General features: G+C 70.2%; 15 protein-coding genes. 7 read left to right on the forward strand and 8 right to left on the reverse strand.

What is annotated here, in order from left to right:
- Nucleotides 1–2: 2 nt before the first annotated feature.
- On the reverse strand, nucleotides 3–890 hold the full coding sequence (locus JJ685_RS19480; RefSeq protein ID WP_201675997.1) for a dioxygenase family protein: 888 nt from the start codon (nucleotides 888–890) through the stop codon (nucleotides 3–5).
- A gap of 219 nt (nucleotides 891–1109) precedes the next feature.
- Here JJ685_RS19480 and JJ685_RS19485 point away from each other — a divergent pair, with 219 nt between their 5' ends.
- Together JJ685_RS19485 and JJ685_RS19490 are read left to right on the forward strand one after the other, a co-directional pair.
- Nucleotides 1110–1682 (forward strand): hypothetical protein, encoded by a 573-nt coding sequence (locus JJ685_RS19485; protein ID WP_201675998.1) that lies wholly within the window; start codon nucleotides 1110–1112, stop codon nucleotides 1680–1682.
- Nucleotides 1683–1692: 10 nt separating this feature from the next.
- A complete protein-coding gene (locus JJ685_RS19490; protein WP_201675999.1) occupies nucleotides 1693–2577 on the forward strand; it encodes a LysR substrate-binding domain-containing protein in 885 nt (294 codons plus the stop codon).
- On the opposite strand, the gene JJ685_RS19495 is transcribed toward JJ685_RS19490, so the two are convergent.
- Both JJ685_RS19495 and JJ685_RS19500 read right to left on the reverse strand, forming a co-directional pair.
- Entirely contained in the window at nucleotides 2574–2960 is a 387-nt protein-coding gene (locus JJ685_RS19495) for a hypothetical protein (RefSeq protein WP_201676000.1), read from the reverse strand. The genes JJ685_RS19490 and JJ685_RS19495 overlap by 4 nt on opposite strands.
- Before the next feature lie 256 nt (nucleotides 2961–3216).
- Nucleotides 3217–4011, reverse strand: coding sequence for a class I SAM-dependent methyltransferase (locus JJ685_RS19500; protein ID WP_201676001.1), 795 nt, complete (start codon nucleotides 4009–4011; stop codon nucleotides 3217–3219).
- A gap of 198 nt (nucleotides 4012–4209) precedes the next feature.
- Here JJ685_RS19500 and JJ685_RS19505 point away from each other — a divergent pair, with 198 nt between their 5' ends.
- A complete protein-coding gene (locus tag JJ685_RS19505; protein ID WP_201676002.1) occupies nucleotides 4210–5100 on the forward strand; it encodes a polysaccharide deacetylase family protein in 891 nt (296 codons plus the stop codon).
- On the opposite strand, the gene JJ685_RS19510 is transcribed toward JJ685_RS19505, so the two are convergent.
- Both JJ685_RS19510 and JJ685_RS19515 read right to left on the reverse strand, forming a co-directional pair.
- Nucleotides 5097–5768 (reverse strand): phosphoribosyltransferase, encoded by a 672-nt coding sequence (locus JJ685_RS19510; protein ID WP_201676003.1) that lies wholly within the window; start codon nucleotides 5766–5768, stop codon nucleotides 5097–5099. The genes JJ685_RS19505 and JJ685_RS19510 overlap by 4 nt on opposite strands.
- A gap of 16 nt (nucleotides 5769–5784) precedes the next feature.
- Entirely contained in the window at nucleotides 5785–6033 is a 249-nt protein-coding gene (locus JJ685_RS19515) for a hypothetical protein (protein WP_201676004.1), read from the reverse strand.
- Nucleotides 6034–6269: 236 nt separating this feature from the next.
- Here JJ685_RS19515 and JJ685_RS19520 point away from each other — a divergent pair, with 236 nt between their 5' ends.
- The 3 genes from JJ685_RS19520 (at nucleotide 6270) to JJ685_RS19530 (ending at nucleotide 8712) form a co-directional block, all read left to right on the forward strand.
- Entirely contained in the window at nucleotides 6270–7544 is a 1275-nt protein-coding gene (locus JJ685_RS19520) for an MBL fold metallo-hydrolase (RefSeq protein WP_201676005.1), read from the forward strand.
- Between the two features lie 74 nt (nucleotides 7545–7618).
- Nucleotides 7619–8050, forward strand: coding sequence for a hemerythrin domain-containing protein (locus tag JJ685_RS19525; RefSeq protein ID WP_201676006.1), 432 nt, complete (start codon nucleotides 7619–7621; stop codon nucleotides 8048–8050).
- Nucleotides 8038–8712, forward strand: coding sequence for a helix-turn-helix domain-containing protein (locus JJ685_RS19530; RefSeq protein ID WP_201676007.1), 675 nt, complete (start codon nucleotides 8038–8040; stop codon nucleotides 8710–8712). The genes JJ685_RS19525 and JJ685_RS19530 overlap by 13 nt, the downstream gene beginning before the upstream one ends.
- On the opposite strand, the gene JJ685_RS19535 is transcribed toward JJ685_RS19530, so the two are convergent.
- Both JJ685_RS19535 and JJ685_RS19540 read right to left on the reverse strand, forming a co-directional pair.
- Complete coding sequence (locus JJ685_RS19535; RefSeq protein ID WP_201676008.1) at nucleotides 8709–9329, reverse strand: DUF938 domain-containing protein; 621 nt, start codon at nucleotides 9327–9329, stop codon at nucleotides 8709–8711. The two genes, JJ685_RS19530 and JJ685_RS19535, sit on opposite strands and share 4 nt — an antisense overlap.
- Before the next feature lie 42 nt (nucleotides 9330–9371).
- Complete coding sequence (locus tag JJ685_RS19540; RefSeq protein ID WP_201676009.1) at nucleotides 9372–10334, reverse strand: tripartite tricarboxylate transporter substrate binding protein; 963 nt, start codon at nucleotides 10332–10334, stop codon at nucleotides 9372–9374.
- A gap of 139 nt (nucleotides 10335–10473) precedes the next feature.
- Between JJ685_RS19540 and JJ685_RS19545 the strand changes: the two genes are divergently transcribed.
- Nucleotides 10474–11184 (forward strand): class I SAM-dependent methyltransferase, encoded by a 711-nt coding sequence (locus tag JJ685_RS19545; protein WP_201676010.1) that lies wholly within the window; start codon nucleotides 10474–10476, stop codon nucleotides 11182–11184.
- Here the strand turns inward: JJ685_RS19545 and JJ685_RS19550 are convergent.
- A complete protein-coding gene (locus JJ685_RS19550; protein WP_201676011.1) occupies nucleotides 11174–12424 on the reverse strand; it encodes an acetyl-CoA hydrolase/transferase family protein in 1251 nt (416 codons plus the stop codon). The two genes, JJ685_RS19545 and JJ685_RS19550, sit on opposite strands and share 11 nt — an antisense overlap.
- Nucleotides 12425–12458 lie beyond the last annotated feature (34 nt).

Genomic DNA, 12458 nt, shown 5'->3' on the forward strand with positions numbered 1-12458 from the left:
CTTCAGGCGGCGGAGGGCACGAGTCGGAGGTCGAACTGCGCCGTGTAGTACGGCTTGTTCATGTGGCGCCCGTCGGGCGCGCGCCCCGGCGCATGCTGCGGGAACTCCACGACCAGGCTGTTGCGCACCCCGAAGACCGCATCCGAATCGAGGTAGGGGCTGTCCTTGACGAAGATGTGCGTGACCAGCCGCTCGTGGCCCGGCGCGTTCAGCATCATGTGCATGTGGCCGGGGCGATTGAGGTGCCGGCCCATCTTGTCCAGCATCCTGCCGACCGGGCCGTCGCCGGGCACGGGGTAGAAGGTGGGCCGGATCGACCAGAAGCGGTAGTTGCCGTGCTCGTCGGTCCGGAACTGGGCGCGCAGGCTCATGGCGTCGCCCTTCTGCATGTCGTAGAGGCCGTCGGCGTCGCCGGACCAGACGTCGAGCTCGCACCCGGCGATGGGCCGCCCGGCCGTGTCGGTGACGCGCCCGTGGTAATAGGTCGGCTCGCCCGGATGGCCCTCGCCGATGTCGGCGCCCAGTTCCAGCTGGGGCGCGCCGGGCCAGAAGAACGGCCCCTGCACCGTGGCTTCGGTCGGCTTGTCGCCGGGCGCGCCGGCGAGGGCCTTCGCGCCGCGGGCCTGGTCGAGCGCGACGACCAGCATCGACAGGCCCAGCGTGTCCGACAGCAGGATGAATTCCTGCCGCTTCTCGTCGCACTTCTTGCCCGTGGCGGTGAGGAACTCGATGCCCGCCATCCATTCCGCCGGCGTCAGGTCCACCTCGCGCATGAAGGCATGCGCATGCCGGACCAGGGAGCTCATGATCTGGTGGAAGCGGGGGTCCTTGCAGTCCGCCATGCGCTCGATCACCGCCTGCGCGAAATCACTGACTTCGGGTTGGGCCATGGTGTGTCTCCTGTGTGCGGGGGCAGTCTAGGCAGGACGGCCGTGCTGCGAAAGTGATGAATTTCGACTGTCGTGATCGATGCTGTCGATCACAATCCGGGCCGACCCTGAGGGTGGATGGGCTGGGTTCGCGCGTCCGCGCCGGGCGGCGGCGGCCTACGCTCCAGATGCCGCCGCCGTGCTAAATTGGGCTTCCCGTCCGGCATGAAGGGATCCCTCATGAACTTGCGCTGGCTTGCACTGGCCGTCGCGGTGGCCGCCGCCCCGGTCGCCTTCGGCCAGGCACCGAACCCGGTCCTGCAGCAGATGCAGCGCGTGGAAGCGACGCTCAATCGTCTCTCGCAGGAGCAGGTCGCCGTCTACCAGCAGTTCCAGATCGTGCAGGAGATGCGGCGCAGCGAGGAGCGGCTCGCGCTGCAGCGCATGCCGATCTACCGCCTGTCCACGCTCGCGCCGCCGCTCAATGTCGAGGATGTCCAGCGCGACGAGGACGCCCGGGTGCAGCGCATGAACGAGCTGCAGGTCGAAGTCGACCGCCTGTACGCGCGCTACCGCGAGCTGGAGGAACAGAAGCGCCCGCTGCTCGACACGCTGGCGGCGCTGGCGCAGACGCCGACCACGGAAGCCGACGCGGGCACGGGCCTCGCCGCGATCCCGCTGCCGACCCCGGTGCCGCCCGTCACGCAGTCCTCGCCGGGCTTCTCGGGGAATTTCCCCGGCTTCACCGGTGCCAACCCGGGGTTCACGCCGCAGCCCGTGGAGCCGCCCCCGCCCTCGGTCCGCGGCCGCTGACCGGGGTTCGATGGAACTCCGCCACCTCCGCTACTTCGACGCCGTCGCCGAGACCCTGAACTTCACGCGGGCGGCCGAACGCCTGCACATCACGCAGTCCACGCTGTCGCACCAGATCAGGCAGCTGGAGGATGAACTCGGCACGCCGCTGTTCGACCGCGGCGGCAAGCAGGTGCGCATGACGGAAGCCGGCGAGATCCTGCGCAGCCACATGACGCCCGCGCTGGAGCGCATCGACCTCGGCCTGCAGGCGCTGCGCGGGCCCGCCGGGGCGATCACCGGCTGCATCCGCCTGGGCACGACGCCGAGCTTCAACACGCGGATGGTGCCGCAGTGCGTCGCGACCCTGCTGAACTCCTATCCGGGGATCCAGGTGTGCGTGGAGGAACTGGCCGCCGGCCAGATCCTGAAGCGCCTGCGCAGCGGCCACCTCGACCTCGCCGTGGCCTACCCGCCGGGCGAAGGCAGCGAGCTGTGGTTCGAGCCGCTCTACAAGGAGGAACTGCGCCTGGTCGTCGGCATCCGCCATCCGCTGGCGCGGCGCCGGAGGGTGCGCATGGCCGAACTGCACAACGTGCGCATGGTGCTGCTGCCTTCGCAGTTCCTGACCCGCAAGCTGCTCGACGACTGCTTCGCGCAGGCTTCGGCCCAGCCGGTGGTGGTGGCGCAGCTCAATTCGGTGGCGCCCATGATCGAGCTGATCCGCCAGACCGAGCTGGCCGGGATCATCACCGAAACGGCGGTCTCGCAGACGGCGGACCTGCGCGTGATCCCGCTGGAGGACCCGACGCCGGTCCGCACGCCGGGCATGCTGTGGCCCAAGGGGGCGACGCATCCGCCGGTGCTGAAGCACTTCGCGGAAATCATCCGGCGCGCGGCCGGGACGGCCGCCTAGGCTTCGTGCGGCACCCGCTGCCGCGCCTCCCAGTCGTTGAATTCGCGCACGAACTCGAGGAAGGAGTTGCGCGTGTGCGTGACCCCATCGAGCACGATCACCGCGCTGGCGCGCGGGATCGCCTCGTCGTGGATGCGGCGCAGGGCGGCGCCGAATTCGGCCTGGGTGACGTCTTCCGCCGCGACCGGGTCGCCATAGGCGGTGGTGAGGCTGATGGTGTGCCAGCTGTCCTCGCTCCCGGACTCGGCACCGCCCGCCGGCCTGGCCGGGCTCCGCAATTCCGGGCTGGCCGGCTTGGCGGGCCTGGCCGCCGCGGCTTCGTCGCCGGGCCGGGCAGCCAGCCGGTCACGCACGGACGTCTCGAACTGGGACAGCATCTGCATGGATTGGATCGCTCCCTGGATTCACTGCGCACAAGGTACTGCGCCAGCGACATCCGCGAGGTGGGAACGCGGCCACCCAAGCCAAGCTGGCCCGGCTCGAAGGCGCGCCGGAGACGCGCCTGCCGGATCGCAAGTGTCATGCACCTGCCCCGCCGGACGGGTCCGACAAGAGCCGTAGGCGGGCCCCCACGCCGAGCCGGATGCAAGAAGAAAGGGCGCCCCGCGGGCGCCCTTTGTCATCGATTGGCGGTTTGAACTACAACTTGGTCGCCGTGACGATCTGGAAATTGCCGAAGAAGAAGGTCTGGCGCTCCACGCTCCAGCCGCCCATGTCCTGCAGCAGCCGCACCGGGTCGTGGCTGTCCCACAGCGCCAGGCCCAGGGGCTCGAAGACCTTGAAGTAGGTCCAGCTCAGGACCTGGAACAGCAGATTGCCGGGCTTGTGGAATTCGCCCAGGTAGAGCTTGCCGCCCTGCGCCAGCATGCGGCCGGCCTCCTGCAGCGCCTTGATCTTCAGTTCGTGCGGCAGTTCGTGCAGCAGGAAGAACATGATGTTGGCATCGGCGAAGCCTTCCTTCAGCTTCATGGAGGTGGCGTCGTCCTCCACGTACTCGACGCGGCTGCCGAACTGGGTTTCCAGCTTGCTGCGGGCGTGCTGCAGCTCGTTGCGGATGATGTCGGCCACCACGATCTTCCTGGCCCCCGAAGCGAGCGAAGCCTCGATGGTCCGCGGCATCACGTTGCCGAAGGCACAGGAGGTGATGAGGACCTGCTTGCCCCTCAGGTCGGTGGCGCGCAGGCCGTTGACGATCTTGCTCACCAGGCGCGGGTACTGGAACAGCAGGATCGCGGAGATGATCGGCTGGAAGTCCACCAGCTTGATCAGCCCCATGCGGGAGTAGATCGGATAGACGTGCGATTCCGGCGTGCGCCGGCCGCCGGTGAGGTCGCGCACGATCAGAGTGCCGCGGGTGGTCGCGAAGAAGAACATGCCGGTGCAGGCCAGCACCACCAGGACGGCGATCAAGGCGTTTGTTGTCAGGGTACTCATACTCCCTCCTTTTCCGATGGGAGTACTTTGCTCCGATCGCGCGCCGCGCAACATCGGCGGCCACTGAGTAAAGGCTCGGAGTATTCCGATTCGGGCGCGCCGCCGCGCGGAGCGCGCTAGGATTCGTCCGAATCTGCGTTCGTCCCCCCGATCCGGGGGGCGCGTTTTCGGTCGCCCGAGTGACATGGGGAGCAAACCATGAGCGTGAAGGAACCCGGCGCCAGCGTGCGCGATCGCGTCTCCTACGAACCGATCCACCGGCGGCCGGCGCTGAAGCTGCCGGGCGATGCCCGGGTGGCGCTGTGGACCATCGTGAACGTGGAGAACTGGAGCCCGCTCGCCGCGATGCCGCGCGCGGTGCTGCCGCCGCCCATGGGGCAGCCGCTGCTGCCGGACGTGCCCAACTGGTCCTGGCACGAATATGGCATGCGCGTGGGCTTCTGGCGCTTCCTCGAAACGTTGCAGGCGAGGTCGCTGAAGGCTACCTTCGCCGTCAACGGCTCCGCCTGCTCGGTGTACCGCGAGGCCTGCGCCGCGGCCCGCGAGGCCGGCTGGGAGTTCATGGGGCACGGTTTCGTGCAGCGGCCGATGCACCGCGTGGAAGACCAGGCCGCCGCGATCGCGGACACGATGAAGGCCATCGCCGACTTCACCGGCCGCCAGCCGCGCGGCTGGGAGAGCCCGGGCCTGGCGGAGACGGACGAAACCATCGACCTGCTGGCCGAAGCCGGCATCGAGTACGTCGCCGACTGGGTGCTGGACGAGCAGCCGGTGCCGATTCGCACGCGGGCAGGCACCGTGGTCTCCGTGCCCTACACCGTCGAAGTGAACGACGTCGTGATCAGCGCCGTGCAGCAGCAGCCTTCCGACGAGATCTTCCGCCGCGGCCGCGACCAGTTCGATCGCCTGTACCAGGACGGAGCGAGGGCCCCGCGCGTGATGGCGATCTCGATCCACCCGTATCTCACCGGGGTGCCGCACCGGATCAAGTACCTCGAAATGCTCTACGACCACATCCTGGCGCACCCAGGGGTGGTGACGTGGACCGGGGAACAGATCCTCGACTGGTATCGCGCGCAGACCGCCTAGTGCGCCGCGTGCCGGTGCGCCGAGCGCAGGATCTCGCGCACTTCCTCGTCGCCGACCTGCGCGAATTCCGCGTACCAGAGACCCACCGCGCGGAACGGCTCGGGTGTGCACACGCACACCACGCTGTCCGCCACCTGCGCCAGCGCATCGCAGGTCTCGCGCGGCCCCAGCGGCACCGCCACCGTGATCCGCGCCGGCTTGCGCGCGCGCAGCGCCTGCACGCCGGCGCGCATGGTAGCGCCGGTGGCCAGGCCATCGTCGACCACGATCAGCTCGCGGCCCTCCAGCGCCTCGGCGGGATGGCCGCTGCGGTAGACCTCTTCGCGCCGCCGCAGCTCGGCGCGCTCGCGCGCCAGGATGCGCTCGACCTCCGCCTGCTCGGCGGGGCCCAGCATGCCCTGCGACTCCGGATTCATCACGGTCACCCCGCTGGCGATCGCGCCGATCGCGAACTCCTCGTGGTTCGGGTGGCCGATCTTGCGCACCACCAGGATGTCCAGCGGCGCTTCGAGCAGCCTGGCGACCTCGGCGCCCACGGGAACCCCGCCGCGCGGCAGTGCCAGCACCACCGGATCCCGCCAGTCGCGGTGCTCCCGCAAAGCCTGGCCGAGCGCCCTGCCCGCGTCGCGGCGGTCGCGGAAGCCCGGGCCCGTGAATGTGAAACTCATCGCCTCCCGTGCGGCCTCAGTGCCAGTCCGTTCCGGCCGGTGACTTCGGCTCCGCGCCGGCGCGACCCGGTGCGACCAGGTCGCGCGCGAAGTCGGCCGCCTGCCTCGCCTTGGCCTCGACCTCGCGCGCCATGCTGCGGCCGGTGGAGCTCACTTTCCAGCGCGCCCAGGTGCGGCGCAGGCGCCACCGCTGGGTGTACAGGCAGTACATGGCGCCCACGCCGAGCGCCAGGCCGCCGAGGAAGGAAAGGGGTTGCTTGTTCATCGTTCGCTCCTTCGGGCTCCGAATGCCCGAGCCTCGCGGCGGCCGCGTGCCGGACCGCCCGTTCCAGTCTGCGCGGCGCGCGGCGCGCTGTCGGTCGGACCATCGGCGTCGCCGCGTAGGAAGCGGCGCACGGGGAGCCATGGCGCCGTTGAAGAGCACGGCCTAGGGTTTCCTCCAGCGCAGGTCGGCGAAGGCACTCCTACGCTCCGGTCCCCCACGCCACAACCGGAGTGCACATGACCCGCAGAATCACCGCGCTCGCCCTGGCCCTCGTCGTTTCCGCCCTCGGCGCCCCGCCCGTCCAGGCGCAGACTCCCAGGGTCGAGCTGACCTGGATGTCCATCGCCAACTGGGAGCTCAAGATCGGCGCCAAGCGCATCTGGATGGACGCCTACTTCTCGCGCCTGCCGCAGGCCAGCTTCTATGCGCCGCCCACCCTGCCGGGCGACCAGTACGCCTACACGCGCTCACCGCAGGGCATCGACATGGATGCGATCCGCAAGGTGCGCGACGCCGCGCTCGGGAGCGAGAAGCTCGACCTGCTGCTGGTCGGCCACAGCCACTGGGACCACAGCTGGGACTCGCCGAGCTGGGCCAAGCTGACCGGCGCCCCGATGATCGGCGGCGTGTCCTCCTGCCTGCAGGCTCAGGCGCAAGGCGTGCCCGCCGCGGGCTGCCGCAGCGTGAGCGGCGGCGAGAAGTTCGACCTCGGCGATGGCATCACGATGCGCGTCGTGCGCTTCAACCACAGCGGAGACGCCAGCAATCCGATCCAGCACTTCGCGCGCGAGCTCTATCGCCCGCCGATCCCCGACGCCGCCACCGGCGGCTTCCGCGCGGGCGTCGGCGAGGACTATCCGAACGGCGGCGGCAACCGCGCCTTCCTCTTCACCATCGACCGCGGCGGCGAGCAGCTCTCGTTCTTCATCAACAACTCGGCCAGCCCCTTCGACCTCGACAAGGACATCATCGTCGACGGCGTGAACCACGGCTCGCCCCTGAACAACCTGCGCGCCGCCCTGCGCGATGCGGGCCTGACGCAGGTCGACGCCTGGATCGGCACCGGCGGCAAGCCCGTGGCCGAACAGATCGTGCCCATCCTGCGGCCGAAGCACTACATCCCCAACCACTGGGACGGCCTGTTCAACGCGTTCTGGCCCGGCCTGCCCTTTCCGTTCAAGGACGACAACCTGCAGGCCTACCTGCGCGAACAGAACATCGCCCTGTATCCGCAGAAGCAGTACTTCGACAAGTTCATCCTGACCAAGGCCGGCGTGCAGCCCGACGCCAACGCGGTGCTGAAGCAGAAGCTGGGCTTCGCGCCCGAGCAGAAATTCAGCCAGGCCCTGCGCGATGCGGTGGCGATGGTCGATTCGACCAGCATCGGCGACGACTGCGGCGAAGGCTTCGCGCCGCCGTCGAAGTGGGCCCATGTCTTCGCGGTGATGGAAGCGCTGCGCGAAACCTCCGGCCGAGAAGGCCTGATGCCGCGTCCGGGCATTGTTGAGTAAATTGCTCGGACACTCCACAATCCGGGGGTGAGCAGGAAGAACAGTGAACGCGCGCGGCGCGGGAGGGTCGCGCCATGAAGCGGGCCGCGGCCCTGAAGCCGCTGTCCCGCGAGCACCACGAGGCGCTCGTGCTCGCGCGCCGTGCCTGCGAGCCGCACCGTCCCGGCGCCGAACCCGCCGTCTTGCGGCAGCACCTGCTGCAGCGCTGGGATGCGCACTTCGAGCCGCACTTCGCGGCCGAGGAGCAGGTGCTGCTGCCCGCGCTCGAGCGGGCTGGCTGCGGCGAGGCCGCGGTCCGGGGTCGCGTGGAGCACGCGCGGCTCAGGGCACTCGCCGTGCGCCTGCGCGAGGGCGAACTCGCCTGCCTGCCCGAATGGGGCGACGCCATGCGGGCGCACGTGCAGTGGGAGGAGCGCGAGCTCTTCCCGCTGGCCGAACGCGTGCTGGACCTCCACCTCCTGCAACCCCGCCTGCGGCGGACCGAAGGAACACCATGCACGACCTAGCCTGCGCCAGCCTGCAGGGAGACGACCTCTGCCTGCCCTGCGGCCTCGCGCGGCTGGCCGGCACGCCGGAGGGGGCGCGGCTGTCGCAGCGGCGCGTGCCGCGGGGCGAGCCCCTCTATCGCCAGGGTTCGGCGTACGGCGCGATCTATGCCGTGCGCGCCGGCTCCTTCAAGTCCACGGTGCACGACGAGGACGGGCTCGAGCAGGTCACCGGTTTCCACGTCGACGGCGACATCCTCGGCCTCGACGGAATGGCGCGCCTGCGGCACGCGTCCACCGCGGTGGCCCTGGAGGACGCCGAGGTGCTGGTCCTCCCCTCCTGCGACGCCGGCCTGGACCCGCTGCTGCCCCGGCTCATGAGCCGCGAGCTGGTGCGCCAGCGCGAACGCCTGCAGCTGCTGATGGGCCGCAGCGCCGAAGCGCGCGTGGCCACCTTCGTGCAGGACATCACGCAGCGCATGCACGCGCGGGGCTACTCGCCGCGCGAATTCCACCTGCGGCTGTCGCGCGGGGAGATCGGCAGCTACCTGGGGTTGAAGCTGGAAACGGTCAGCCGCGTGTTCGGCCGCCTGCAGCGGCAGCGGGTGCTGCGCGCCGAGGGTCGGCACGTGCGCGTGCTCGATCCCGCCGCGCTCGCCGCGGCCTGCGGGGCGTCGGCCTAGCTTCCGCTCCGGCCGAAGACGACCAGCAGGTTGTTCGCCGGCATCGCGTGCCGCTGGCGCAGCACGAGGCCCGCCCGCTGCGCCTGCGCCTCGACGTCCTGCAGCCGGCGGATCCCCCATGCGGGATCGCGCGAGCGCAGGTCCTGGTCGAAGGCTTCGTTGCTGGACGCCGCCGGCACGCCCTGCTCGAAGTAGGGACCGTAGGTCACGAGCACGCCCTCGTCCACGAGGTGCCGGGCGGCCCCCTGCATCAGGGCGGCGCAGGTCTCCCAGGGCGAGATGTGCAGCATGTTCGCGCAATAGATCGCGTCGAAAGGCTCGCGGAAAGGATCTGCCGCGGACGGCCACTGAGGCGCCATCACGTCGAGCCGCAAGGGCGGGCGCACGTTGGCCAGCCCGGACTCCGCGATGCGGCCCGCGATCGCTGGGAGCATCGCGCCGTCCGCCTCGCTCGGCTGCCAGCTCCAGCCCGGAAGTGCCGCCGCGAACCACGCGACGTGCTGGCCCGTGCCGGACGCGATTTCCAGCGCCCGGCCGCGTTCGGGCAGGAGGCCGCGCAGCACCTGGAGGATCGGCTCCTTGTTGCGGTCGGCGGCGGGGCTATGGGGGAGGTCCATGGCGCAGGCGAGTATGCGCGCCTTCGCCCCGGACCGGAGGCTTCATTCCTGCTCGAGGCCGGTGTCTTTCACGAGCCGCTCCCACAGGCGGGCTTCGCTGAGGACTTCCTTGTTGAACTCGGCAACGCCGTTGCCCACCGGCGTGGCCGCCTGCGCGGCCAGGATCTCCTCCATCTCGGGGGTGTGGATCACGGCGCGCACTTCCTGCTGCATGCGCTCCAGTGCCTCGCGCGGCGTCTTCGCCGGCGCGTACAGGCTGTAGGAGATGTAGACCTCCATGTCCTGCAGGCCCGACTCGACCATCGTCGGGGTGTTGGGCAGCATGGGCGAGCGCTTGCCGCTGGTGACGCCGATGGCCTTGATCTTGCCGGCCTGGATCAGCGGCTTGGCGGTGAGCAGCGTGCCGACGCCGAAGCCCACGTTGTTGCCGGCGATGTCGGTCATCAGCGGGGCGCCGCCCTTGTAGGCCGCGTAGGTCACGTTCAGCTGCATGCGCTGGTTGAACATGGCGCCGACGAGGCGGGTCATGTTCTCCGAGGCGCCGTAGGTCGCCTTCGAGGGATCCTTCTTCAGCAGCGCCGCCAGTTCGCGCGGGTTGTTGGCGGGGAAATCCGAATTCACCAGGAACACCATGGGCGAGACCGCCACCTTGGTCACGCCCACGAAGTCCTTCAGCGTGTCGTAGGGCAGCTTCTTCTTCACGGCGGGGTTCACCAGGTGCGAGGTGACGACCAGCACGAAGGTGTGCCCGTCCGCCGGCGCCTTGGCGACCAGGTCGGTGCCGATGATGCCGTCGGCACCGGGCTTGTTCTCCACGATCACGTTCTGGCCCAGCCGCGGGCGCAGGCGTTCGGCGAGGTGGCGGGCGATGGTGTCGGTGCCGCCGCCGGCCGAATACGGCACGACCAGGCGGACCTGCTTGTCGGGGAAGGCGGCCTCGGCCGCCAGCGGCAGGGCGGCGGCGAGGGACAGCAGCGCGAAACTGCGGCGGCTCAGGGGGCGCATGGCGGCTCTCAAGTTGTACGAACAACTATGCTATCGGGCGGAGCGACCCTCGGTCAAGGCTGATACGGGGAAACCCTCGGGACTGCCGCCGCGCTTGCGCTAGGATGCGAATGTTGTCCGTACAAACAAAGCCGCCGCCATGCCAGACCTCTCTGCCACCTTCCCGCTGCTGGTCGAGGACGAATTCCGGCTCCTGCAGGAACTCGTCGGCCTGTCCGGGCGCGACATCCTCGACGTGGGCTGCGGCACGGCGGCGATGAGCGCGCGCATGGCATCGGAGGGCGGGGCGCGCAAGGTCATCGGCCTCGAAGTCGACGAGCGCCAGCTGGAAAAGAACCGCGCCCGTTCCTGGCCGGCGGGGGTGGAATTCCAGCAGTGCGGCGCCGAGGCGCTGCCGTTCGGCGCTGCCAGCATCGACGGCATCACCCTCTTCAAGTCGCTGCACCACGTGCCGGTGGCGGCGATGGACGAGGCCTTCCGCGAGATGCAGCGCGTGCTGCGGCCGGGCGGATGGCTGTTCATTTCGGAACCGGTCTACGAAGGCCCCTTCAACGACATCGTGCGCATGTTCCACGACGAGGGCGTGGTGCGCCGCGAGGCGATCCAGGCGACGGGACGCGCGGTGGAGCGCGGCCTCTTCCACCACGCACGCCGCGTGCAGTTCATGGCACCCGTCACCTTCAGCGACTTCGAGGACTTCCGCCGGCGCCTGATGCAGCCCACGCACAGCCAGTTCGCCATTTCCCCCGCCCTGGAGGAAGCGGTGCGCGGCGCCTTCGAGGCTCACCAGACCCCGGGCGGGGCGCACTTCCTGCGCCCGATGCGGGTGGACCTGCTGCTCAAGCCCTAGCCAAGGCCTCCCGGTGCGCGGGATGCGCGATGGCCGCCATCGCCTTCCTGCGCTCGGCGGGCGGGCAGCCGCGCACGGCGGCCACGCCGTGCTCGGTGACGAAGAAGTCCACCTCGTGCGGCTCCAGCGAGGCGGGCACCTCCGCCGGCAGGCTATCCAGGATCGTGCTGGCGCTGCTGCGATCGGTCGACCGCAGGGCGATGATGCTGCGCCCGCCTTCCAGCGAGGACGCGGCCCGGGCGAAGTCCGGCAGGCCGCCGGGGACCGCGATCCGGCGCCGGCCGGCCCACTCCGCGTTCACGCGCCCCTGCAGGTCCACCTGCAGGGCGGAATTGATGGCGCACAGGCGCGTCAGCCGGCGCAGCAGTCCGCCGGAATGCGTGACGGTGCAAGGGTGCAGTTCGACCGCCGCATTGCGATCCAGCCAGGCGTAGAACTCCGCGCTGCCAAGCGCCATGGTGGCGATGCTGGCGCCGGCGAACACCTCCTTGGTGCTGTTGTCGATCACGCCGCGCTCGATCAGGGGCCGCGCGGAATCGGCCACGATGCCGGTGTGCAGGCCCAGGTGGCGCAGGTGCCCCAGTCGTCCCAGCACCTGGTCCGGCAGCGAACCCACGCCGAGCTGGAGCACCGCGCCGTCCTCCACCAGCGAGGCCACATGGGACGCGATCGCCTCCTCGATCGCGTCCGCCGGCTGCGGCTTCACCGCGTGGGGCGCATCGACGGCGTCCACCCAGGCGGCGATGCGGCTCGCCGGGATCCAGGCGTCGCCCTGCACGACCGGCATGCGCGGGTCGATCTCGGCGATCACGAGCGGGGCGGCCTCGACCGCCGCCTTCATGTAGTCGACGGACACGCCCAGGCTCACGCGGCCGCCGGCGTCCGGCGGCGACACGCGCAGCAGCACCGCGCCGACGGGGTAGTCGCCGCGCGCGAATCCGTCGGGCACCGTCGACAGCGGCTGCCGCAGGGGCGTTACGCGGCCCGCATCGAGCGCGGCACGCAGCCCCGCGCCGGGCAGGAAGGTGGCGATCTCCAGCGCATCGCGCGCGGGCGGCTCGGCATAGGGCACGAGGCCCAGCGGCATCAGCGTATAGACGCGGCGGCCGCGCAGCGCTTCGGCCTCCTCGGCCAGCTTGCGCGCCAGCACGGTCGGGTGAGCCGCGGCGGAATGCAGCACGATTCCGCGGTCCGCGGGAAGGCGGGCGATCAGTTCCGCCAGGGTCGCCAGGGGTTTCATCGAGGGATTCCGTCGGCCGCCAGAAGTTGTACGT

The sequence above is a fragment of the Ramlibacter monticola genome (genome assembly GCF_016722785.1).
In the GTDB taxonomy this organism is placed as follows: Bacteria; Pseudomonadota; Gammaproteobacteria; order Burkholderiales; family Burkholderiaceae_C; genus Ramlibacter; species Ramlibacter monticola.